Source organism: Christiangramia echinicola DSM 19838 (assembly GCF_000423065.1).
Classification (GTDB): Bacteria; Bacteroidota; Bacteroidia; order Flavobacteriales; family Flavobacteriaceae; genus Christiangramia; species Christiangramia echinicola.
This window is the reverse complement of sequence record NZ_AUHG01000011.1, coordinates 172,199-194,771: the sequence shown is the minus strand read 5'-3', so window position 1 is coordinate 194,771 and position 22,573 is coordinate 172,199. Positions and strand designations below refer to the sequence as shown.

General features: G+C 36.8%; 22 protein-coding genes, 2 tRNA genes and 1 pseudogene. 12 read left to right on the top strand and 13 right to left on the bottom strand.

The window, feature by feature from the left end; genetic code table 11:
- Positions 1–59: 59 nt before the first annotated feature.
- From G530_RS0105915 to G530_RS0105890, 7 genes and pseudogenes are all read left to right on the top strand, one after another.
- Positions 60–713: a flavin reductase family protein gene (locus G530_RS0105915; RefSeq protein ID WP_026933652.1), complete on the top strand. Its 654-nt coding sequence runs from the start codon at positions 60–62 to the stop codon at positions 711–713.
- Positions 710–838 carry a DUF2256 domain-containing protein gene (locus tag G530_RS17465; protein WP_084519415.1) on the top strand — a complete coding sequence of 43 codons (129 nt, stop codon included), beginning with the start codon at positions 710–712 and terminating at the stop codon, positions 836–838. Before G530_RS0105915 ends, G530_RS17465 begins: the two co-directional genes overlap by 4 nt.
- Positions 838–2,123 (top strand): annotated as a pseudogene (locus G530_RS16600) (DASH family cryptochrome). Before G530_RS17465 ends, G530_RS16600 begins: the two are co-directional and overlap by 1 nt.
- The gene (locus tag G530_RS0105900) at positions 2,108–3,655 is read left to right on the top strand and encodes a cryptochrome/photolyase family protein (protein ID WP_026933651.1); all 1,548 of its coding nucleotides are present in this window, start codon (positions 2,108–2,110) and stop codon (positions 3,653–3,655) included. Before G530_RS16600 ends, G530_RS0105900 begins: the two are co-directional and overlap by 16 nt.
- 145 nt (positions 3,656–3,800) lie before the next feature.
- A complete protein-coding gene (locus tag G530_RS17610) occupies positions 3,801–3,956 on the top strand; it encodes a lmo0937 family membrane protein (protein WP_156888600.1) in 156 nt (51 codons plus the stop codon).
- Positions 3,957–4,037: 81 nt separating this feature from the next.
- Complete coding sequence (locus G530_RS0105895; RefSeq protein ID WP_026933650.1) at positions 4,038–4,796, top strand: SDR family oxidoreductase; 759 nt, start codon at positions 4,038–4,040, stop codon at positions 4,794–4,796.
- 35 nt (positions 4,797–4,831) lie between these two features.
- On the top strand, positions 4,832–5,506 hold the full coding sequence (locus G530_RS0105890; protein WP_026933649.1) for a hypothetical protein: 675 nt from the start codon (positions 4,832–4,834) through the stop codon (positions 5,504–5,506).
- Between the two features lie 66 nt (positions 5,507–5,572).
- On the opposite strand, the gene kynU is transcribed toward G530_RS0105890, so the two are convergent.
- Positions 5,573–6,859, bottom strand: a complete 1,287-nt coding sequence (gene kynU, locus G530_RS0105885) for a kynureninase (RefSeq protein WP_026933648.1) — start codon at positions 6,857–6,859, stop codon at positions 5,573–5,575.
- Between the two features lie 94 nt (positions 6,860–6,953).
- Here kynU and G530_RS0105880 point away from each other — a divergent pair, with 94 nt between their 5' ends.
- Positions 6,954–7,595, top strand: coding sequence for an O-methyltransferase (locus G530_RS0105880; RefSeq protein ID WP_026933647.1), 642 nt, complete (start codon positions 6,954–6,956; stop codon positions 7,593–7,595).
- Here G530_RS0105880 and G530_RS0105875 read toward each other — a convergent pair.
- The 7 genes from G530_RS0105875 to G530_RS0105845 form a co-directional block, all read right to left on the bottom strand.
- A complete protein-coding gene (locus G530_RS0105875; protein ID WP_026933646.1) occupies positions 7,592–8,149 on the bottom strand; it encodes a phosphatase PAP2 family protein in 558 nt (185 codons plus the stop codon). The genes G530_RS0105880 and G530_RS0105875 overlap by 4 nt on opposite strands.
- A gap of 12 nt (positions 8,150–8,161) precedes the next feature.
- The gene (locus tag G530_RS0105870; protein WP_026933645.1) at positions 8,162–8,443 is read right to left on the bottom strand and encodes a Sec-independent protein translocase subunit TatA/TatB; all 282 of its coding nucleotides are present in this window, start codon (positions 8,441–8,443) and stop codon (positions 8,162–8,164) included.
- Positions 8,444–8,525: 82 nt separating this feature from the next.
- The gene (locus tag G530_RS0105865; RefSeq protein ID WP_026933644.1) at positions 8,526–10,823 is read right to left on the bottom strand and encodes a M1 family metallopeptidase; all 2,298 of its coding nucleotides are present in this window, start codon (positions 10,821–10,823) and stop codon (positions 8,526–8,528) included.
- A 63-nt stretch (positions 10,824–10,886) separates the two neighbouring features.
- Positions 10,887–11,387, bottom strand: coding sequence for a DUF6702 family protein (locus tag G530_RS0105860; RefSeq protein WP_051199707.1), 501 nt, complete (start codon positions 11,385–11,387; stop codon positions 10,887–10,889).
- 106 nt (positions 11,388–11,493) lie between these two features.
- The gene (locus tag G530_RS0105855; RefSeq protein ID WP_157717394.1) at positions 11,494–12,309 is read right to left on the bottom strand and encodes a carboxypeptidase-like regulatory domain-containing protein; all 816 of its coding nucleotides are present in this window, start codon (positions 12,307–12,309) and stop codon (positions 11,494–11,496) included.
- A 51-nt stretch (positions 12,310–12,360) separates the two neighbouring features.
- The gene (locus G530_RS17260; RefSeq protein ID WP_156888599.1) at positions 12,361–13,065 is read right to left on the bottom strand and encodes a hypothetical protein; all 705 of its coding nucleotides are present in this window, start codon (positions 13,063–13,065) and stop codon (positions 12,361–12,363) included.
- Positions 13,066–13,117: 52 nt separating this feature from the next.
- Positions 13,118–13,879 carry a peptidase associated/transthyretin-like domain-containing protein gene (locus G530_RS0105845; RefSeq protein ID WP_026933640.1) on the bottom strand — a complete coding sequence of 254 codons (762 nt, stop codon included), beginning with the start codon at positions 13,877–13,879 and terminating at the stop codon, positions 13,118–13,120.
- A 178-nt stretch (positions 13,880–14,057) separates the two neighbouring features.
- Between G530_RS0105845 and pepE the strand changes: the two genes are divergently transcribed.
- Positions 14,058–14,765, top strand: a complete 708-nt coding sequence (gene pepE / locus G530_RS0105840; RefSeq protein ID WP_026933639.1) for a dipeptidase PepE — start codon at positions 14,058–14,060, stop codon at positions 14,763–14,765.
- A gap of 1 nt (position 14,766) precedes the next feature.
- On the top strand, positions 14,767–15,681 hold the full coding sequence (locus tag G530_RS0105835) for a glutaminase (protein ID WP_026933638.1): 915 nt from the start codon (positions 14,767–14,769) through the stop codon (positions 15,679–15,681).
- Between the two features lie 70 nt (positions 15,682–15,751).
- On the opposite strand, the gene rpsT is transcribed toward G530_RS0105835, so the two are convergent.
- The 4 genes from rpsT to proS all read right to left on the bottom strand — a co-directional run bounded on the left by rpsT (position 15,752) and on the right by proS (position 17,799).
- The gene (gene rpsT, locus G530_RS0105830; protein ID WP_026933637.1) at positions 15,752–16,000 is read right to left on the bottom strand and encodes a 30S ribosomal protein S20; all 249 of its coding nucleotides are present in this window, start codon (positions 15,998–16,000) and stop codon (positions 15,752–15,754) included.
- Between the two features lie 30 nt (positions 16,001–16,030).
- Positions 16,031–16,102: transfer RNA gene (locus G530_RS0105825), tRNA-Glu, on the bottom strand.
- 69 nt (positions 16,103–16,171) lie between these two features.
- Positions 16,172–16,243, bottom strand: a tRNA-Glu gene (locus G530_RS0105820).
- A gap of 77 nt (positions 16,244–16,320) precedes the next feature.
- On the bottom strand, positions 16,321–17,799 hold the full coding sequence (gene proS / locus G530_RS0105815; RefSeq protein ID WP_026933636.1) for a proline--tRNA ligase: 1,479 nt from the start codon (positions 17,797–17,799) through the stop codon (positions 16,321–16,323).
- 106 nt (positions 17,800–17,905) lie between these two features.
- Here proS and G530_RS17605 point away from each other — a divergent pair, with 106 nt between their 5' ends.
- Positions 17,906–18,994 (top strand): hypothetical protein, encoded by a 1,089-nt coding sequence (locus G530_RS17605; protein WP_156888598.1) that lies wholly within the window; start codon positions 17,906–17,908, stop codon positions 18,992–18,994.
- An 81-nt stretch (positions 18,995–19,075) separates the two neighbouring features.
- Complete coding sequence (locus G530_RS0105795; RefSeq protein WP_026933632.1) at positions 19,076–20,569, top strand: OmpP1/FadL family transporter; 1,494 nt, start codon at positions 19,076–19,078, stop codon at positions 20,567–20,569.
- Between the two features lie 48 nt (positions 20,570–20,617).
- Here G530_RS0105795 and G530_RS0105790 read toward each other — a convergent pair whose 3' ends face one another.
- Positions 20,618–22,438: a T9SS type B sorting domain-containing protein gene (locus tag G530_RS0105790; protein ID WP_035716083.1), complete on the bottom strand. Its 1,821-nt coding sequence runs from the start codon at positions 22,436–22,438 to the stop codon at positions 20,618–20,620.
- Between the last annotated feature and the right edge of the window lie 135 nt (positions 22,439–22,573).

Genomic DNA, 22,573 nt, shown 5'->3' with positions numbered 1-22,573 from the left:
ACAGGCTTTTAAACGAGCAATCTATAAATTGAGGTCAGTCTACAAACTGACCTTTTTTTATGAAGCATATTAGCGCGAGTGATATCGAAAAAATGGAAAAGATCTTCCGTTTGAATTTAATTAATAGCTGCACAGGTTTCAAATCTGCTAATCTTATAGCTACAAAATCTAAAAGCGGGAATCCAAATGTAGCAGTCTTTAGTTCTGTAACACACATGGGAAGTAACCCTGCCATGTTGGGTTTCGTTACGAGACCTTTAAGTGTATCTAGAAATACATATAAAAATATAAAGGAGACCTCCTATTTCACGGTAAACCATATCCATGAAAAAATGATCGAGCAAGCGCATCAAACTGCCGCAAAATATGATGAGGACATTTCAGAATTTAATAAAACAGGGCTCACTGAAGAATACCTGGGAGATTTTCATGCTCCATACGTAAAGCAATCTGAGATCAGGCTGGGTTGCAGATATTTAAATGAATATGAAATCAAAGAGAACAATACGTTGTTGGTAGTGGCGGCAATTGAACATATTTATTTTGACGAAGGAATACAAATGCCAGATGGATGGTTAAGGCTTGATGATGCCGGCACAGTTTCAATTAATGGTCTAGATGGGTACTCCTTACCAAGCCTGTTAGATCGGTTTCATTATGCAAGACCCAACCAGGAAGTGAAATCATTCTTCACTCCGGAAGCAGATCTATGAAAAAAGAACATCTCCCCGAGAAGATCTGCCTGGTATGTGACAGGCCTTTTAAATGGAGAAAAAAATGGGACAAAGACTGGGATAATGTAAAATATTGTAGCGATAAATGCCGAAAAATTAAATGATGAGCAGAGGCCTGGTATGGTTTAGAAACGACCTAAGAACAACAGATCACGAAGCATTAAAAACGGCTAGCATCCATCATAATGAATTAATAGGCTTATATTGTTTTGATCCCAGACATTTCATAAAGATAAATTCGGATTCATTAAAACTGGTAAGTTCCGGGCTAAATTTCTAATTGAAACAGTTAAAGAATTAAAGCAAAATCTTCAAAAGCTTAATATTCCATTATTAGTATATCTGAAGGAGCCAGAGATAATTATTCCAGATTTGATCTTCAAATATACTATTTATTCAGTTTACTTTCAGAAAGAATGGACCCATGAAGAAAAAGAAGTCGAGGAATGCTTAAAGTTGAAGTCTGGGAATGTGAAATTTCATTCTTACTACCAGCAATTTCTATATCACCCGGAAGATATTCCTTATGACTCATTTCAGGAAACACCTCGTATTTTTACTGAATTCAGAAAATCCTGTGAAATAAAGACAGAAGTTAAAAATCTTATCGAGTCCCCTAACCCATTATCGGATTCATTTATATCTAATAACACACAGATTCCTAATTTAAAAGACCTTGGTTTGGAAGAATTTCAGGAAGATCCAAGATCGGCATTTCCATTTCAAGGCGGGGAAGATCAGGCCAAAAAAAGAATTGAAAGTTACTTCTGGGAAACTCAAAATCTTTCAAAATATAAGGAAACACGAAACGGACTCATTGGAGAAGAATACAGCTCCAAGCTTTCTGCATGGCTGGCGAATGGATCCATCTCACCAAGGCAGATCTATCATGAAATAATAAATTATGAAAAAGAGGTCAAAAGCAATCAAAGTACCTACTGGCTGATCTTTGAACTCATCTGGCGTGATTTCTTTAAATATGTCTCCTTAAAGCACGGAAATAAAATATTTCAGCTTAGGGGAATATTAAATAATGATCTGGAATGGCACCGGGATGAGCAGAAACTAAAAGAATGGATCAGCGGCAATACTTCTGAGGATTTTGTGAATGCCAATATGAATGAAATCGCCGCAACAGGTTTTATGAGCAACAGGGGGAGGCAGAATGTAAATAGTTACTGGGCTAAAGAACTGAAACAGGATTGGCGCATTGGAGCCGCGTATTTTGAAAGCCAGCTAATAGATTATGACGTACATAGTAATTGGGGTAACTGGATGTATAATAGTGGTGTAGGCAATGACCCAAGAGACCGTAAGTATAATATAAAAAGCCAGGCAGAACGCTACGACCCCAATAATGAATACCAGGATGTATGGCTGAAAAATTAAAGACCTTAAGACTTATTCTTGGAGATCAGCTGAACCATCAACACAGCTGGTATAATGATGATCAGGAAAATATTACTTATGTGATCATAGAAATGCGCCAGGAAACAGACTATATGACGCATCATATTCAAAAAGTGATAGGCTTTTTCAGCGCCATGCGAAATTTCGCAAAGCATTTAAAAGAAAGAGATCACGAGGTGATCTACTTCAAAATCAACGATCCTAAAAATGAACAGGATCTTGCAAAGAACCTGGAGAAATTAATTTCAGCAAACGACTTTAAAAAATTCGAATATCAACTGCCCGATGAATACCGGCTGGATGAACAACTAAAGGAAATATGCAACAATCTCAGTATTGAAACGGAAGTTTTTGACACTGAACATTTCTTCACAAAACGAGAGGACCTTAGAAATTTCTTTGAAGGAAAAAAGCAGCTCATCATGGAATATTTCTACCGTGATATGCGGAAGAAACATGGCATTTTAATGACTAATGCTAAAGATCCAGAAGGAGGAAAATGGAATTTTGATAAATCGAATAGAAAGAAATGGAAAGGTGAGCCTGAAATCCCGCATGCACGAGGTTTCCGAAAGGATGTATCTAAACTATATTCAGAAATTGAAAAAGCAGGGATCAAAACTATAGGCATGGTAAATGAAAAAAGCTTCAACTGGCCTACCTCCAGGGAGGATTCACTTTCAGTTCTAAATTATTTCTGTAAAAATCTCCTGGTTCATTTTGGAGATTTTCAGGATGCCTTGCATACAGACCAGGAATATCTTTTCCATTCCAGATTATCTTTCAGTCTCAATACCAAAATGATAAGTCCTGGAGAGGTTATCAATACTATTCTGGACTACTATTATGATCATAAGGATGAGATAGATATTTCCCAGGTAGAAGGTTTTATAAGGCAGATCCTTGGCTGGAGGGAATATATGCGTGGAATTTACTGGAAAGAGATGCCTGGTTACAAAAGAACGAACAAACTAAGAAACCAGAAGCAATTACCGGAGTTCTACTGGACTGCAGACACCAAGATGAACTGTATGCATCATGCAATAATTAACAGCCTTGAGAATGCATATGCGCATCATATACAACGGCTAATGATCACAGGAAATTACGCCTTATTAACCCAGGTGCATCCAGATGAAGTAGATAAATGGTATTTAGGTATCTATATGGATGCTATAGAATGGGTAGAAATCACCAATACCCGTGGAATGAGTCAGTTTGCAGATGGTGGAATAGTAGCTACAAAACCTTATGTTTCCAGTGGTAGCTATATTAACAAAATGAGTAATTATTGCCAGAATTGCCACTATAAGGTGAGCAAAAAAATCGGTGATAATTCGTGTCCTTTTAACAGTCTATACTGGAATTTTCTCGATTCAAAACGAGAAGAACTTCAGGGAAATCAAAGAATGAAAATGATGTTTAGCCTACTGGATAAGAAGGATTCAGGAGAAATGGAAAAAATAAGGGAACGCGCCAAAAGAATAATCGATCAACCTTCTGATTTTTAATATGTAAAGTTAAATCAAGGTTAAAGGAGCAGTAACAGGCAATTCTATTATCTAACTTAGTATAAGAATTAATCAAGATTTTAACAAACTAACTTAAATATTAACAAATGGTAAGCCTGGTAGGCTGCCTTAAAATCAACCTGACATGAAAGATTTAATTTGGCTTATTGTAGTTTTACTAGTAATTGGATGGCTAGTTGGATATTTTGCTTTTCCAGATCTTGGAAGCATCATTCATATTTTAATAGTTCTTGCCGTTATTCTAATTCTTTATAAATTACTTACCGGTCGAAGACTATAGAACGTTGAAGATTTTATACAACCCTTTGAGAGATCAAAGGGTTTTTTTTATTCAGAATTATTGACCAGAAATAGAATTGAGATGTGGAGATTAAATAACAAGAATGCTTTAGTCACCGGAGGCACAAAAGGTATTGGAAGAGCTACTGTAATGGAGTTTTTAGAATTAGAAAGTGAAGTGCTTTTTACATCGAGGAGCGAATCAGATATTTCAGCCTTTGAAACGGAACTTAAAGACAAAGGTTATAATGCACATGGAATTGTAGCCGACTCCGCCAGAAAAGAGGATCGAATAAAAATTAAAAAATGGGTAGAAGAAAAGTGGGGTAAACTTGATATCGTAGTGCATAATGCAGGTATTAATATTCGCAAGAAAGCCATAGATTATTCTGAAGAAGAGTTTAGAAAAATACTTGAAATAAACCTAACAGCCCCATTTGAACTAAGCAGACTTCTTTATTCCAATCTTAAGGAATCTGGGAATGCCTCTATTATTAATGTCGCATCGTCGGCAGCTATGCAGGATGTAGGCACAGGAACTCCTTATGCCATGTCTAAATCTGGTCTATTACAGTTATCTCGAAGCCTGGCCGTAGAATGGGCCAGTGATAATATTAGGGTAAATTCAGTATCTCCCTGGTTTACTAAAACTCCACTTACAGAAAGCTACCTTAATATTGCGGAAAAAATGAAATCTATTCTGAATAAGACACCTTTAAATCGCGTGGCAGAACCTGAAGAAATTTCAGCTATCATTTCTTTTCTCGCTATGGATAAATCTTCATTTATCACCGGACAAAATATTATAGCAGATGGTGGAATGAGTGTCAATGCCACATAGTTCCAAAATTTAATATCTTTAAAAAAACTAACGCAATGAAAAAACTAGTATTCTTAATGATCATGGGAGCATTTTTGATCTCCTGCAATGATAAGAAAAAGCAACAGGAAGAAATCACTGAAGATCCAAACCTGGATGTCCATGAAAAAATAGCCATGGCAAATGGATTTGAAAATTTTGACAGTATAAGTAAAATAAAATTCACCTTCAATGTGAAAGTTAATGACACTTTACGCTCTGAAAGAAGATGGGCCTGGGATATCAAAAATGATAAAATAAGTCTTACAGAGAAAGACTCTACGATGAGTTACATTAAAAAAGACAGTCTTGCCGAAGACAAAAAATATATAGACCAGCGTTTTATAAATGACTCTTACTGGCTACTTTTCCCGTATCAGCTTAAATGGTCTGATGCAGATTTTAGCGATGTCAAGACCGCCAAAGCTCCTATTAGCGGAAATGAACTGCAAATGCTTACCGTGAGTTATCCTTCAGAAGGTGGCTATACCCCAGGTGATAGTTATGATATTTATTTTGATGAGGAATTTATGATCCAGGAATGGGTTTATAAATCTGCTGGTGGAGGAAGAGAAATGGCAACTACCTGGGAAGACTACGAAGATTTTGAAGGAGTAAAAATTTCAAAAATGCACAAATCTCAAGATGGCTCTTTTGAATTATTTTTCACTGATATTTCGGTAGAAGATTAATTCTTTAAAATCAATACGATTTTCATCTAAAATAAAAAAGGAGGCATTGGCCTCCTTTTTTATTATTTAAACTTTCTGTTTGTTTAAAATTCCTTCTTTAAGAATTTGCCCGAATTCATACATATCTTCAAATGAACAATAAAAAGGAGCAGGTGCCAGCCTTATCACATTTGGTTCTCTCCAATCTGTGATCACTCCCTGGTCCATTAGATATCTAAATAGCTCCTTTCCTTCTCCGTGTAAGAAAACCGACAATTGCGTTCCTCTTTTATCCTGATCTGCCGGTGTGATGATCTCAAAAGAACTATCTACATCTTTATCTATTTCGTGTAATACATATTCAAGATAGGCAACGATCTTATTTCGTTTTTCTATTAATGCAGGCATTCCAACCTCATCAAACATTTCCAATGAAGCAAGGTAAGGCGCCATTGCCAGAATTGGAGCGTTACTTATTTGCCAGGCATCTGCAGTAGGCTCTGGTTGAAACTCAGGCTCCATTAAAAAACGTCTTTCTTTATTGTGGCCCCACCAGCCTTCAAATCTTGGAATATCTTTTTTGTTATGATATTTCTTATTGATAAAACATCCTGAAGCATTACCGGGACCTGAATTCATATATTTATAACTACACCACGCCGCAAAATCAACATTCCACTCACTTAGTTTTAGTTCGATATTTCCGGCTGCATGGGCAAGATCCCAACCAACAAAAGCTCCAGCATCATGTCCTGCCTTAGTAATGGTAGCCATGTCGAACACCTGTCCGGTATAGTAATTAACACCTCCAATTAGTACTAATGCACACTCCTCGCCTACCTCTTCAATTTTTGCGAGTACATCTTCAGTTCTAAAATTATTTTCACCATCACGCTTTTTTATCTCTACTATTGCGTCCTTAGGATCATAACCATGAAATCTAACCTGACTTGAGATCATATATTGATCGCTTGGAAAAGCCTTTTCCTCGCAAATTATCTTGTATCTCTTTCCGGAAGGCCTGTAAAAAGAAACCATCAGCAAATGAAGATTTACGGTGAGTGTATTCATAACCGTAACTTCAGCTGGATTTGCTCCTACTACCCTGGCTAGTTTTTGTGAAAAACGTTCGTGATAATCCCACCAGGATTTTTCGGCATAGAAATGTCCTTCTACAGCCAGCTCTGCCCAGTCTTTCATTATTTCATCTACATACCTCTGCGCGGTCTTTGGCTGAAGCCCTAAGGAATTACCAACGAAATAAATAACATCCTTCCCATTCACTTTAGGAAAGATAAATTCATTGCGATATTTAGAAAGCTTATCCTCCTTATCTAATTGTCTGGCAAATTCCCTGGAATTCTCGAACTGCATATTTTCAATTTTTGGTAAAAATACAATTTCGTTTTAAATGACATAGAGCCGAATCACCGCAGAAAATCTTTAATTTTGTCAAAAAAAACAGCAGATGCATTTCTTACCGGAAGATATAGACGATTATATAGTTTCTCATTCTCAAAGTGAACCGGAATTACTGGCAAGGTTGAACCGCGAGACTAATCAAAAGGTAATGCAGCCAAGAATGTTAAGTGGCCATTATCAGGGAAGGGTACTTAGTCTATTATCTAAAATGAAAATGCCTGAAACTATCCTGGAAATTGGAACTTATACAGGTTATTCAGCTCTTTGCCTGGCCGAGGGTCTAACCAGAAATGGTGTTTTACATACTATAGATATAAATGAAGAGCTTTTCGATCTTCAGAAAAAATACTTTAATGAGTCTGATCATGCAGGTAAGATCAGGCAATATCTTGGAGATGCCACTGAAATAATTCCCAGTATCGAATCTAATTTTGATCTTGTCTTTATAGATGCCGACAAACCTAACTATCCGGAATATTTTGAACTGATCATTAGTAAAATGAATCCCGGCGGGATCATACTTTCAGATAATGTACTATGGTCCGGTAAAGTTATAGAGAAGGTAAGAAAAGATGATGAATCTACTCAGGCACTTTTGGAATACAATAAACTACTTAATGAAGATCCCAGGGTAGAAACTGTAATTTTACCTATTAGAGATGGCCTTACTTTAACCCGGGTGATCTAATAAAGTCTTCGACCCGACCTTTCGTAGAGTCTATAGAAAACAATAGCCATTATTATTCCTACGATCATTCCAACAATGATGTCTCCTGGATAATGCACCCCTACATATATTCGGCTCATTACAAAAATAATTGGCCAGATATAAGCCAGGTAAATCCACCTGGTCTTTTGTGAAATCACCAGTACAATAAAGGTAGTAGCTGCAAAAGATGTAGAAGAATGCCCTGAAAAGAAACTGTAATTAGTGGGTTCCTGTAAGATCCTTATTAATTCGGTTAGTTCGGGTGTATTATTCGGCCTTAATCTTAATGCCAAACCCTTTACCAGATTGGTAAAGCCCCAGGTAGTAAAAACGGCTGCCAGTAAGAATAAAGATGAAAAAACAGCCTTTTTCCAGTGGAATGCTAAAAAGAAAAATATAAAGAATAAAATATAGAGAGGTATCCAGTGTCGCGGATTGGTAACGAAGATCCAGAAAGCATCATACTTTTCTATTCCCAGATTATTCAGGAATACAAATAACTCCCTGTCCCATTGCGCAATTTTCTCTAACATGCTGAAAAAGACTTAGGGTTTACGCCTTACAGAACCGGTAATTTCATCGATATCCTCTTTAACCCTATCTATCTCTCCACGCACATCTTTGGTGAAATCTGTATCAATCCCCTGCTTTTCAGCACTTTTTTGAATTTCACTCTTAATGTCGTTCGAGGCGTTTTTAACGGCTTTCATCCCTTTACCTAAACCACGGGCAATATCTGGGATTTTATCAGCTCCAAATACCATTACCAGGATAAACATGATAAAGGCAATTTCAGCTCCACTAATAAATAAAGGTAACGTATGCATAGCAGGACAAATATAAATACAAATCTAAGCATAAAAAAAGCCGACTCGTTAAAGTCGGCTTAAATATTATTTCTGAAAATCCTTAGTCCTGAGCAGCTTCTTTGAACTCTTCGAATTCATTCTTAGCTTCTTTCTTTGGCCAGCTATTGTTATCTACATCAACATCTGCCGTTTCAAGATCTGGATCTAAAGTTATTTTTGTGATCTCCTTATCTGATGGGATCACCTTGCTAACTGTTTTATCATTCTTTCTCCAAATTTGCACCGGGTAAGTTACTTTTTCTGAAGTTCCATCAGCATAAGATAATTCTACAATAATTGGCATTACCAATCCACCTGGCTTTTCAAAAACTACCTGGTAGAAATACTTAGGAGCTTTAAGATTCTTTCTTTCCTCTTCAGTAAAATTATCCATCACGTAAGCCTGAAGAGTTTCAGAATTCTCTAGAAGAGATTTATTCTTCATTTCTTCATTAAACTCTTCGTCTTCCTCTGTTACTACATATAGTGCCTTAGTTTCTTCTGGAGTTGTCCCGTATCTCTTCAACATTTCCTTTCCGGCTTTCGTTGGAGTATCGGTAACATAATACTTATTTACCTCTTTGATCCCTATATCTACATTATCTGTGGTATAGAACCAACCTCTCCAAAACCAGTCAAGATCTATACTAGAAGCATCTTCCATAGTTCTGAAGAAATCTTCAGGAGTTGGATGCTTAAACATCCATCTTTTAGAATAAGTAGCAAAAGCATGGTCAAAAAGCTCACGCCCCATGATAGTCTCACGAAGAATATTTAAGGCAGTTGCCGGTTTCCCGTATGCATTGTTACCTAATTGGTAAACCTGCTCGGGATTAGACATAATAGGAGAAATATAATCCTGGTTCCCTTTCATATAAGGAACAATTTTACTCGGCGCCCCTCTTCTTGAAGGGTATTTATCTAACGGAGTGATCGCTTCAGGATATTCATTCCCAAATTCCTGTTCTGCAACATACTGAACAAAAGTATTGATACCTTCATCCATCCATCCCCACTGACGCTCATCTGAATTTACGATCATCGGGAAGAAATTATGACCTACTTCATGGATAATTACACTTATCATCCCGAATTTAGTACGGTCACTATAGTTACCTTCTTCGTCTGGACGACCATAATTCCAGCAAATCATAGGATATTCCATCCCCTGATTCTTAGCATGTACAGATACCGCCTTATGATAAGGATATTGAAATGTATGTTCTGAATAACTTTTAAGAGTACTTGCTACAGCTCTTGTAGACCATTCTTCCCAAAGTGGATTTCCTTCTTTCGGATATACTGAAACAGCCATTACGTCTTTTCCCATCACATCTACCGCCATCATATCAAGGATGAACTTTCTAGAAGTAGAAAATGCGAAATCACGTACCATATCAGCTTTATAGGTCCAGGTCTTGGTCTTATTAGAGAACCCTTTTTCTGCAGCTTCAGCTTCCTCCTGAGTAACAATTACTACCGGCTTATCATAACTCTTCTTAGCCTGCTCGTAACGCTTCATCATTTCTTTAGAGTATACTTCTTTTCTATTCTGAAGTTCTCCTGTAGCTTCCATAACGTGATCTGCAGGAACCGTAATATTCACTTCATAATCTCCAAAAGGAAGTGCGAATTCTCCATTACCCCAGAACTGGTAATTTTGCCAGCCTTCTACATCGTTATACACAGCCATTCTTGGGAAGAACTGGGCAATAACGTAGGCTTTGTTTCCATCTTTATCGAAATATTCGTAACCAGAACGCGCACGATTTGTTACGTGGTTATTTACATTGTAAGACCAGTTGATATCAAAAGTATAGCTTTCTCCAGCTTTTAAAGGCTGAGGCATATCTATACGCATCATAGTTTGATGAATGGTATATTTCAAAGGACTCCCATCATGAGAAACTTCCTTAATATTGAATCCACCATCAAAAGGCTCTTCCATATAGTTGCTAGTGAATCTACCTGGAGTAGCTACCGGGGCCATGCCGTCCCCATCTTTTTGTGGAGCATCCTTTTTACGGATATTTTGATCTAACTGAACCCATAAATATTCAAGGTCCTGAGGAGAATTATTATGATAAGTAATAGTTTCTTCTCCAGTTAGTACTGAATTTTTATCATCAAGAACGATATCCATTTTATAATCGGCTTCATTCTGATAATAAGCAGGTCCCGGAGCTCCGGAAGCTGTTCTATATTGGTTAGGAGTCGCAAGCTCCTGGTACATCTGCCTGAATTTGTTTTGATTTGTGTGACCTTCCTGCCTGGTTTCTTTCTGTTCTGTTTCCTGTGCAGATACACCCGCGAAAACAAACATTAAAAACACTGAGCAAAGCATGTTTAATTTCTTCATTTACTTTGTTTTAATTTAAGGTTGCTAAAAATAGGTAATTTTAATTCCACTAAGGAAAGCATTTTAAAAATTTAAAGTTTTACTGCTGTTGCCTTTCACAAGAAGCATACTCTCTATACTTTCTCCCTTTTTAACGTGGACTATATTTTTTTGAGAATCATAAAGATCTGTAAGAATTAAATTTTCAACTCTTATTTGCTTTAGGTTCTGGACATTTTTACATTCAATGAATAATACAATTTGATCGGCATCAAATTTACTCCCCAGTAACTTAAGATTCTGAGATTCTTTATTTATGGTGATACTAAGTTTTTTATTGAGGTATTTTTCGATAAGATCCTTGTTTAATTCAAGATCCTCCTTATAAGATAAGCTTACTTCTTTCTGATATCTCTTTGCAAGTACATCTTCAAGATCATCGATAAAAACTCTGGAAATTATTTGAAGACTTTTTTGTTCCTTATTGTATTCTATTTCGGTAACGCTTAAGTAAGTTTCGTGATCCTTTGTTGAAAAGGACGTTAGTAATACAAGGGCAAATAAAAGAGCAAAAGTCTTTTTCATAGATATTTTTAGCACTAATAGAGCAAATTTTAAACCAAAATTCAGGTTAATCTGAATTACATAGGTTTGACTTTTAAAAATCTAAAAGGTTTAAATGATATAGAGATCAACTTGGGATCTGACCTGGTTTATTTAATATGGAACCTCTTCTTTCCCTAAAATCCTCGATTCGGGTTTGAAAATATTCTATAAGTACGAAAGCATTATTATTTAAAACCAGGCGCTTGAATCTTGCATCTTCGGTACAGAAATAAACGAAATTACAGATCTCATTCTCATTCAAATTCAGATCTTCTCTAAAAAATTCCTGACCAACGATAGCAATACTTTTATTAGCAATTTCTCTTGAACTATAATTTACCGGCTTATCCTTTGATAGCTTGTCTATAACCGCATTCGCAATCTTATCCAGCCTTACTCCGCCGTTTGCCAAAGGTTTTACGTAAGGATTTAGTTCGCGATCTTTTTGTAAGAAGCGATTTAGTTCATTTTGAAGTTTATATTTCTCCTCAACTTCCGTAATAGATATCTTACCAAGATCATTCGCCAAATTCCCTGAAAGCTTAATATCGTCGATCACAACTTCTGCCAATTCATTAACATCATCATATAATTGAATAGAAATTTTTTGATCCTCGATCATTTTTGGAGAAACAACAATAGTTTTATTCTGAAATTGTACAGAAGAAATATATAAACTATCATTTTCCCTGGCGATAATTTGAAATTCTCCTTTAGGATTAGTTACAACTCCCTTTTCCAGACTTAGATTAATAACATGTATTTTATCAATATATGTGCTCTTAGCCTCGATCTGTCCTGTTAACATAACCGATTCCTGTGCCAAGGCAGTAAAACCCGAAATAAAAATTGACAACAATAGAAACAGATATTTTCTGCTTATTATACCTTCTGAATTCAAGCGGCTTCGTTTTATCAAGTTGATTTTCATTATTTCACAAAAAAAAGAAATTTAATCCAATTCACGTAATACTTTGAAAGAATCTATTTTAGTTTCAAAATATTCAATTAATTTCAATAGTTTTTTTTCATTTACTAATCTTGAATATTCAGAGTCGTCGGCACAATAGAATAGAAAATTTATTATTTCACTTTCTTCAATACCAAGTTGTGAGACAAAGAAAGACTTTCCTACAAGATTTAGTCCTTTATTAACTACAATAGATATTTCATTATTCTCTTCGGCTTTTTCCAGTTGCTTAATCTTCCCATTTAAGGTATTTATAATAGTCAGCAACGGACCATTACCTTTAGCCGATTGAACTGCCAGTTGCAGACTTGAGGGGCGGGGTTTTGGAAATGCCATTCCTAGTTTTTCATAAATAGATTTAGGCACTAAATTTATATCCTTTGCGATGTTTCCAGTCAAACGAATATCGTCCAACTGAACTTCATCCAACTCGTTAAATTTCTTTAATAATTTAACCCGAAGAACTTGTTGCATTGAAACCTCATTGACAACCACTCTGGAATGTTCAAATTGTATAGATGAAAAGAACAGGGTATCACCTTCTTTTGCCTGTATTCTAAACACCCCATTTTCACCTGTAGTAGTCCCGGTCTCGGCAGTTAGGTTCACCACATGAATACCAGAACTATTTTCAAGACTATCTACGATCACTTTCCCCTTGAGAATTTCTCTTTCCTGCCCGTTCATATCTTGAAACAGAAGAATTATCGTAATTATTGATAATAATTTTAAGTAAGAACTAATTTTCAATGCGTTGAGTTATTTGTCTCAGGTCAATAAAATCCTGCCTTTTTGATTTGTAATATTCTATAAGCTTCAACATATCTGGAGAATCCAGAAGCTTGCCATATTCTGAATCCTCTGCACAATAGTACACGAAATTCTCCACTTCATTCTCGGGGATGTCTAATTCAGATATAAAAAATGTTCTTCCTAAAAGTGAAATACCTCTCTGAACCCTGATCTGCAATTTATCCTGTTTATCCAAAGCTTTTAAGTATTTCGTTCTGCCATTAATATCATTCATAATGACATCTAAGGGAACTCCACCCAACAGGACTCCAATATATTGCCATCGGCTCGTAATATTGGCATTCGCTGCATACAACTTCCTTTCAGTTTGAGTCAGTTTTTTTTCTGGATATGGAATTCCATATTTCTGCCTGTCGAATATTTTCACTTTTGGTAGATCTTTATCCAGATGCCCACTTAATTTTAGATCTGTTACCTGAATTTCCTGCAATTCATTTCTGGCAGGATATAATTTCACTACCATCTCATCATCTTCCAAATCTGCGGCACTTATAATAACTTTTCGATTTTCAAACTGTACAGAAGAAAACAGCAAAGTATCACTAATTCTAACATAGATCTTGAATTTTCCTGTATCATCACTGGAAGTTCCTTTTTCTAGATCCAGATTTACTATATGAATATTCGCAGTAGGGATACTATCAGATATCACCTGTCCCTCCAGTAGTTTTATTTCCTGTGAGTACATAGGTGATTCTGCTAAAAACAGCCATGAGAATAACGGCAGAAGCCTCAAAATGGTTTTTAAATTCAAGCGAATTGGTTAGTATTCGATTATTCAATAACGAAACAAATTTCAATTTCGCCTTTGTATGGCTCTAAACTTTTGTTAATGCCCATGATTATCTAAATTTACAGTAAAAACTATGATCAAAGCTATCCTTGCCAGTACCTCAACATTACATAATCAGGATTACCTGGAATATCTTGTTCCGCATTTACCTGAATTGTTTAAAGATGTAGAAGAAGTTTTGTTTATCCCATATGCCCGGCCAGGCGGAATCTCACATAAAGAATATACTGCTAAAGCAGCAGAAGCTTTTACTAAAGCAGGATTAAAGTTAAGAGGGATCAATGAGTTCCAAAATCCAGTTGAAGCTGTAAATAAGGCACAGGGAATTTTTACCGGGGGTGGAAATACCTTTTTACTGGTTTCAGAATTATACAGAAATAAGGTAATGAACGAAATAAAAACAGCAGTACGCAACGGAACTCCGTATATGGGTACAAGTGCAGGAACCAATATTGGTGGTTTAAGCATGCAAACCACCAACGATATGCCTATCGTTTATCCTCCTTCTTTTCAAACTTTAGGTATTGTGCCTTTTAATATTAATCCGCATTATTTAGATCCAGATCCAAATTCAGAACATAAAGGTGAAACCAGGGAGACCAGAATCAAAGAGTTTCATTCCATAAATTCACAGCCTGTAATAGGATTGAGAGAAGGTAGCTGGATTGATTTAAAGGATAATAAAGTTACGTTAAAAGGCGAGTTACAGGCAAGGGTTTTCGAAAAGGATAAATTACCTTTCGAAATAGAGACAGGAACAGATTTAACCGATTTGAATTAATATGGATTACCAGAATATTCTTGACAGTATTCACGATGAAATGAGTTACCGTGATGTAAAAGGTAAAGTAGCCTCTTACATTCCAGAACTTGCTAAGGTAGACCGAAAGAAATTTGGGATGCATGTTTATTGTGGTGACCAGCAGCATTTTCATTTTGGAGATAGTAAAGAGAAGTTTTCGATTCAAAGTATTTCGAAAGTATTCACTTTGGCGATGGGAATGAGGTTAATGGGTGAAGATCTTTGGGATCGTGTCGATGTAGAACCATCTGGAGATCCATTTAATAGCCTTACTCAGCTGGAATATGAAAGTGGAATTCCAAGGAATCCATTTATCAATGCCGGCGCACTGGTAATATCAGATATTCTCGTGGATCAATTGAAAGATCCAAAACAGGAATTACTTGATTTTGTAAGGGAAATCACGGGGGATGATGATATTCATTATGATGAAACTGTTGCGGCTTCAGAAAAATCTACAGGTTACAGAAACATCGCCCTGGTAAATTATATAAAAGCACTGGGAAACATTAAATGTGATGTTGAGCCCATTGTAGACTTTTATTTCTATCAATGTTCTTTAGCAATGTCTTGCGAACAACTTTCTAAAGCATTCATGATATTTGCCAATAGAGGCAGAATTCTTGAAAATGACAAAAAAATACTAAAACCTAAAACGGTAAAGAGGATTAATGCTTTAATGCAGACCTGCGGATTCTATGATGAAGCGGGGGAATTTAGTTTCCAGGTAGGATTACCGGGAAAAAGTGGTGTTGGTGGTGGAATCGTAGCCATTCATCCTGAGAATTATTCTGTGGCCGTATGGAGTCCTATTCTTAATGACAATGGAAACTCTGAACTTGGCATGAAGGCATTGGAAAGATTTACGACCTTAACCGGAGTTTCAGTATTCTAATTTAGACCAACAAAAAAATGCCTTCTGATGAATCAGAAAGCATTCCTTTATAAATTGAACACTGCTAAAATTAAAGTGCTGCGACGTGCTTAGTCAAATTTGACTTTAGGTTAGCAGCTTTATTATCATGAATGATATTTTTCTTAGCCAATTTGTCTACCATAGAAAGTACAGAAGGCAACATAGCCTCAGCCTCTTTCTTATCGGCATCACGCAATTTCTTTATCGCGTTCCTTGTAGTTTTATGCTGGTAGCGATTTCTTAGACGCTTAGTCTCATTGCTACGAATCCTCTTCAACGCTGACTTATGATTTGCCATTACAATTGTTATTTAAATGTTTTTTAAAAGTAGTCCGTAGGGGAATCGAACCCCTGTTACCAGGATGAAAACCTGGCGTCCTAACCCCTAGACGAACGGACCAAAAATTATTTCAATGCGCAACTTTAAATTGTTGCTTCAAACAAAACACAACTTTCGTGTTTCACTTTGTAGTCCGTAGGGGAATCGAACCCCTGTTACCAGGATGAAAACCTGGCGTCCTAACCCCTAGACGAACGGACCATTTTGTTTCAAATGCGGATGCAAAAATACAACTTTTTTGGAATGCCGCAAATGTTCTACAAAATTTTTTAAAATTTTTAATAGGCCTTTGCGAAAAGCACTCTTCCTTCTGATGGTTTTCCGGTTAATACGCACGCTCCTGCCTCTTCTTTTCTATTGAAAGGAATACACCTGATAGTAGCTTTAGTAAAGTCCTTGATCTTATTTTCAGTTTCTGATGTACCATCCCAATGCGCTGAAATGAATCCACCTTTATCCTTTAGAACTTTTTTGAACTCATCAAAGTTTTCCACTTCAGTAATATGAGAATCTCTATAAGCTTTCGCTTTATTAAAAAGACTATCCTGAATTTCAGTCATAAGAGCCTGGATCTTCTCTACAACTTCATCATTATTTACAAATTCTTTCGTTAAAGTATCTCTTCTTGCAAGCTCAACCGTTCCTTTTTCAAGATCTTTAGGTCCTATTGCTAATCTTACCGGCACCCCCTGCAGCTCATATTGAGCAAACTTCCAGCCCGGCTTCTGGTTATCGTTATTATCAAACTTCACTGTAACACCTACAGCTCTAAGCTCATTAACCAATTTATTTGCTACCTCAGATATTTGCTCGAGCTGTTCTTCACTCCTATAAATAGGAACAATTACTACCTGGATTGGCGCAAGGTTTGGTGGAAGCACAAGACCGTTATCGTCACTATGAGTCATAATTAAAGCACCCATCAATCTGGTTGAAACTCCCCATGAAGTAGCCCATACATTTTCAAGTCCTCCTTCTTTCGTGGCAAACTTAACATCAAAGGCTTTCGCAAAATTCTGCCCAAGAAAATGTGAAGTTCCAGCCTGCAATGCTTTACCATCCTGCATTAGAGCTTCGATACAATAAGTTTCCAAGGCTCCGGCGAAACGCTCATTCTCAGTCTTTGCACCTTTCACAACTGGAATTGCCATAAAATTTTCAGCAAACTCAGCATAAATGTTATTCATCAATTCTGTTTCCTCTAGCGCTTCCTGTTTAGTTGCATGAGCAGTATGGCCTTCCTGCCATAAAAACTCTGCGGTCCTTAAGAACAATCTCGTTCTCATTTCCCAACGCACTACATTTGCCCATTGGTTAATCTTAATGGGAAGATCTCTATATGATTGAATCCAGTTCTTATAGGTATTCCAGATAATAGCTTCAGAAGTTGGTCTAACAACCAGTTCCTCCTCTAATTTAGCTTCTGGGTCCACCATTAATTTCCCAGGCTTATCAGGATCATTTTTTAGGCGGTAATGCGTAACCACAGCACATTCTTTGGCAAATCCCTCTGCATTTTTCTCTTCGGCTTCAAAAAGACTTTTCGGGACGAACAATGGAAAATATGCATTCTGGTGCCCGGTTTCTTTAAACATTCGGTCCAATTCAGCCTGCATTTTTTCCCATATAGCATAACCATAAGGTTTGATTACCATACAGCCACGAACAGCCGAATTTTCAGCCAGATCAGCCTTCACAACCAGTTCGTTATACCATTTAGAATAGTCTTCGCTTCTCTTCGTTAGATTCTTACCCATTTCTTGTAATTTGGCATAAAACTTGTATCTTTTACCGTTAGTAGATACTAACCGTTCGGGCAAAACTAACCATTTTTAGGATGCCCAACAATAAAAAGAATTACCAATGAAACTTTACTACACCTTACGAAATAAACTAAGCATATTGTTTGTTCCAGTAGTGCTTTTTGCTTTGGCCTCCTGTAGTTCCTATCAATACTCTGGATATGAAACTGATGGAATATATGGAGAATCCAGACCAGGAATATGGGAACAACAAGAGTCGGAATCAAATGAAGTTAAACCTAATAATAATACATCGTATTATAAAAATCTTTTCGCGCAACAATCAGAGATGGTTGGCGAGGTTCTGGAAAGCGATATTTTCACTGATGTTGAAGATTACACCTCAAATGATGGATATGAGAATTATTCTGAAGTTGGCGGTGATGTAGCTTATGTTGGCGGCAACGCTCCCTGGGGCGACGATCCAGATACTTATACTATCAATGTTATCAATAACGGATTCTATGGCGGATTCCATTCACCCTGGAGATTCGGCTATGGATGGAGAGGTTATTACGGTGGATGGTATGATCCATTCTGGGGTCCATTTTATCCTCACTGGGGACCTGTTGGTCCTTGGGGTTATAGTGGCAGCTGGGCTCACATCAATGGCTTTGGTTTCGGCTTTAGATATGGTTATGGTTATGGTTACGGAGGATTCCACCAACCTTATTATAATCAGTACAATTACTATAATTATTATAACGACCGTGTAGCGTATAATAACGGAAGAAGAAACTCTGCAGCTAGATATAGTAATACAGATGAAAGAAGAAGCTCCTATGCTCGAAGTATCAGAGACATTAGAAATTCAAGATATTCTTCAGACAGAGGCAGAAATTCCAGAGTTCAAAGAAATGTTAGTAGTAACGACAATTCAAGAATGTACACAAGAACTAGCAGCAGAACTGAATCTTCAAGATCTTACAACTCTGGCAACAGAACCAGAAGTAGTTCCCCTGTATATCAAAGTTCATCAAGAAGCAGTAACAACCGTTCTTACAGGACTTCCAGCCCTACAAGAAGCAGTAGCTCTTCTACAAGATCAAGTTCCGCTAGAAGCTCAAGCAGCTCAAGTAGAAGTTCTGGCTCTGCAACGAGAAGCTCTGGCAGCAGATCTTCAAGAGGTGGTGGTCGTGGAGGCAATTAATAAGCACAAATAAAATTTGAATCTAACCTTACGGGATCCCCAACCTGTGAGGTTTTTTTTAACCATAAACAGATTTAAAAAATGAAAAGATTTCTATTCTTAATAGCTACCTTATCAATCCTCCCTATGCATAGCCAGGATCTTAGGGATGCCTACAGATATGCAAACACCGAACTATCTGGAACGGCAAGATTCATGGGAATGAGTGGTGCTTTTGGTGCCTTAGGTGGTGACATTTCTGCTATAAGCATGAATCCTGCTTCCTCAGCTGTATTTCTATCTAGCAGCTCAACTATCACAATGGGATATAGTGAGCTGGATAATAGCATAGATTTTAATGACAATAATGGAGGTAGTTCTGAAACAAATTTCGACCTGGGAAATATTGGAGGTGTTTTTGTTTTTAATGCTAAATCAAATAATAATTGGCGAAAATTTTCTCTAGGAGTCAATTACACTACGGAATCGAATTACGAGGAAAATTATAATATTAATGGATTTTCTTCTAATTCTATTGACCAATATTTTTTAAGTTATGCCAACGGCATACCATTAGATCTAATAGATTTACGCGAGAATGAGAGCAGGTCTGATCTATACTCATTCTTAGGCGAGAATTATGGTTATGATGCTCAACAAGCTTTTTTAGGATACGAAGGAAACATTATAGCAGCAGAAGTTGAGGACCCAAATAATACAGAATACTTTTCATTAATTTCTCCCGGCAGTTTTGATCAAAGATATAGATATGCTGCAAATGGATTGAATGGCAAGCTTACATTCAACCTTGGTACACAATACAAGGACTTTATATATTTGGGATTGAATCTAAATTCTCATTTTATAAATTATGAGAATTCCACTAGTTTCACTGAATTCAATTCTAATTCAGGTAGTGAAATTACAGAAGTCCAATTTGGAAATAACCTGGTAACAAACGGCGAAGGCTTTTCTTTCCAGCTAGGTGGAATCGCAAAGGTTAGCGATAACATAAGATTCGGATTAACTTATGATTCACCAACCTGGTTTATTATGAGGGAAGAAACAACTCAGTATCTGGACACTAATAGCTCTCTGGACGAATTCATAAGTATTTCACCACAGGTTATTAATGTTTATCCCGAATACAGGTACAAAACACCTGGAAAATTAAATGGTAGTTTCGCTTATTTATTCGGTAAACGAGGCCTCATTAGTTTAGATTACGGCTGGAAAGACTACACTAATATTGAATATAGCTCGAATTACAACATAAGCTATGCAGATCTTAATAATGCCATCAACGATGAAATGAAAGCAGCTGGCAGCTTAAGAATTGGTGGTGAATATCGTATTTCAAATTTCAGTTTAAGAGCAGGATATAGAATGGAAGACAGTCCATTTGAAGAGAATGGTCTTGTAGGTGATCTAACCAGCTATAGTGGTGGTATAGGTTATGGTTTTGGTAGTTTTAATATTGACCTGGCCTATAATTATACCAATATAGAAAATGATTCTTCTACTGGTTTTATTAATCCAGCCAATATAGATCGCGACCTTTCAAAGGTTATTTTATCCCTTACCTTTGGGTTATAAAGTATTCGAAACGAAATAATAATCAAGCGTCTTCCAAAGGCGCTTTTTTTATCTCATTAACGTAAAATTGGACATATATTCCCGATACTCGCCAGTCTTTTCATCTATGAATTCAACCCTGAACCAATAATCATCCGACGGCAGATCTGAGCCATTATAAGTACCGTCCCACCCCTTTTGAGCCGGGTCAATTTTCGTTATTAACTTACCATACCTATCAAAAACAAATAATTTCTTTATACTAATATTGGCATCTGTAATTAAATTCCAGTTATCATTATATCCATCGGAATTAGGAGTGAAAAAACGCGGATAACCTACTAGAAAAAAGCTTTCACTGGTGGTAGACCCACAACCATTTAATTCTCTAACACTAACGGTATGACTACCGGGAGGAACGTCGTTAAAAACATTGCTTTCCCGCCAGTTACCATCATCTAACCTATATACAAATGAAGCGTAATCCTCCCCTATTAAGTCATCAGGATTTGCAATTACAGTATAACCATCGCTAAAGTCTGAACCAGTGACCTCAATCAACACATTTTCCGGGCGCGAAACCGGAGCCACAGTAGAAAAAAATTCGATTTTACATCCGGATTCAGGATGTTCTACAATCACACTTATTTGTAAAGATTCAGGCAACTCGTTGAATTCCACTTCAGGGTTGGTACTAATTATATTTTCTCCATCACGCCATTCATAAAAATAACCTTCACCAAGATCTTCACCCAAACTCACCCGATTCAACAACTGCATCTCACTATCCACACAAAAAATTGAAATTTCAGATAAGTCGTATTCTGGAAAGTCAAAAATAGTTAATTCAAATTCTTCAATTTCAGATGAACACCCGCTCTCTAAATCTACAACTTCAGCATATATAGTTTTACCATCCGCAAATGGAAACATTTGTGGCTGACTTATGGATTCATGATCAGCAACATCTTCCGCAGTCTCGTAATAAAGAACGCTGTAATTACTATTTTCACCATTATTAGGCAAAATGAGATCTTCAAAATTTTCGGTGAGATCTATAAAATCTGCTTCTGGATCACAGACAGCCAGGCTGGAAACCTCGCCAATTTCAGGACTATTATAAAAAGTAACAACCACCTCATCTTCCTCTGTTTTACCTTCAATTTCATCGGTAACAATTAGCTTATATCTGCCTGTGGAATTAACAATTAAAGTTGGCCCTTCTTCACCAGGAATTACTTCAAATTGTGCAGTTGAATCATTAAATACAAACCATTCATACTTACTGGCATCTGCTGTAGTACCATCTAAGATGTATTCTGATTCATCGCAAACAGATATATTATCACCTAAATCGAGATCGAGAATAGAACAATCTGTAGAACCTCCACTGTCGTTTACCTGTTCAAGGCTTATAAAACCAGGAATCAGTTCAAAATTCGTGATCACGACAACATAAATTTCATTGGCCTGGGCATCTGGAATCGTCATGGTTTCAACCGCATCAGGAAGATAACTACAATCAACAATTTTACTGGAGTTTAAAGATGAACCGGAACAATACTCGTCTCCACGTTCAAATGGACCCCACACTACAAAATCCACATCTAAAGGAGTACCTGTACCATTAGTATTGGTTGTCTGGGAAATCCTGAACCTTAAACTACCAGAATTTTCTACCTGAAGAAAGAACCAGGCTGGATATGGTTGCTCATCCAGACATCCATAATCCGGGCCCAATTCACCCGTAATTTGAGCACTATTGGTTTCATTAGAATTTGGAAAGGTAAGTCGCTCATCGCCGGCACAAAAAGGCTCTATATCTGAACATAGTGCGCCCTGAGCTCTTACAGCAACCCCCGTAAAAACCCCAAATATCAGGAGAAGCATTATTTTAAAAATCTTTCTCATTCCCGTCCTCACCTTAACCTATGCAAAATATAAAATATAAAGCAGACAAACACTTCAGGCTTATTGATTTTTGAATACTGCCAAAAGCTTATAAATATGTATCTTTGCAAGCCA

Coding starts and splice junctions, on each gene's coding strand:
- G530_RS0105790 (WP_035716083.1), bottom strand. CDS start 22,438: ATGCTTCTCCTGATATTTGGGGTTTTTACGGGGGTTGCTGTAAGAGCT.
- G530_RS0105880 (WP_026933647.1), top strand. CDS start 6,954: ATGCATTTCTTACCGGAAGATATAGACGATTATATAGTTTCTCATTCT.
- G530_RS0105895 (WP_026933650.1), top strand. CDS start 4,038: ATGTGGAGATTAAATAACAAGAATGCTTTAGTCACCGGAGGCACAAAA.
- G530_RS0105915 (WP_026933652.1), top strand. CDS start 60: ATGAAGCATATTAGCGCGAGTGATATCGAAAAAATGGAAAAGATCTTC.
- pepE (WP_026933639.1), top strand. CDS start 14,058: ATGATCAAAGCTATCCTTGCCAGTACCTCAACATTACATAATCAGGAT.
- G530_RS17260 (WP_156888599.1), bottom strand. CDS start 13,065: ATGAACGGGCAGGAAAGAGAAATTCTCAAGGGGAAAGTGATCGTAGAT.
- G530_RS0105865 (WP_026933644.1), bottom strand. CDS start 10,823: ATGAAGAAATTAAACATGCTTTGCTCAGTGTTTTTAATGTTTGTTTTC.
- G530_RS0105890 (WP_026933649.1), top strand. CDS start 4,832: ATGAAAAAACTAGTATTCTTAATGATCATGGGAGCATTTTTGATCTCC.
- G530_RS0105875 (WP_026933646.1), bottom strand. CDS start 8,149: ATGTTAGAGAAAATTGCGCAATGGGACAGGGAGTTATTTGTATTCCTG.
- G530_RS17610 (WP_156888600.1), top strand. CDS start 3,801: ATGAAAGATTTAATTTGGCTTATTGTAGTTTTACTAGTAATTGGATGG.
- G530_RS17465 (WP_084519415.1), top strand. CDS start 710: ATGAAAAAAGAACATCTCCCCGAGAAGATCTGCCTGGTATGTGACAGG.
- G530_RS0105900 (WP_026933651.1), top strand. CDS start 2,108: ATGGCTGAAAAATTAAAGACCTTAAGACTTATTCTTGGAGATCAGCTG.
- G530_RS17605 (WP_156888598.1), top strand. CDS start 17,906: ATGAAACTTTACTACACCTTACGAAATAAACTAAGCATATTGTTTGTT.
- G530_RS0105870 (WP_026933645.1), bottom strand. CDS start 8,443: ATGCATACGTTACCTTTATTTATTAGTGGAGCTGAAATTGCCTTTATC.
- G530_RS0105835 (WP_026933638.1), top strand. CDS start 14,767: ATGGATTACCAGAATATTCTTGACAGTATTCACGATGAAATGAGTTAC.
- proS (WP_026933636.1), bottom strand. CDS start 17,799: ATGGGTAAGAATCTAACGAAGAGAAGCGAAGACTATTCTAAATGGTAT.
- kynU (WP_026933648.1), bottom strand. CDS start 6,859: ATGCAGTTCGAGAATTCCAGGGAATTTGCCAGACAATTAGATAAGGAG.
- G530_RS0105795 (WP_026933632.1), top strand. CDS start 19,076: ATGAAAAGATTTCTATTCTTAATAGCTACCTTATCAATCCTCCCTATG.
- G530_RS0105845 (WP_026933640.1), bottom strand. CDS start 13,879: ATGTACTCACAGGAAATAAAACTACTGGAGGGACAGGTGATATCTGAT.
- rpsT (WP_026933637.1), bottom strand. CDS start 16,000: ATGGCAAATCATAAGTCAGCGTTGAAGAGGATTCGTAGCAATGAGACT.
- G530_RS0105860 (WP_051199707.1), bottom strand. CDS start 11,387: ATGAAAAAGACTTTTGCTCTTTTATTTGCCCTTGTATTACTAACGTCC.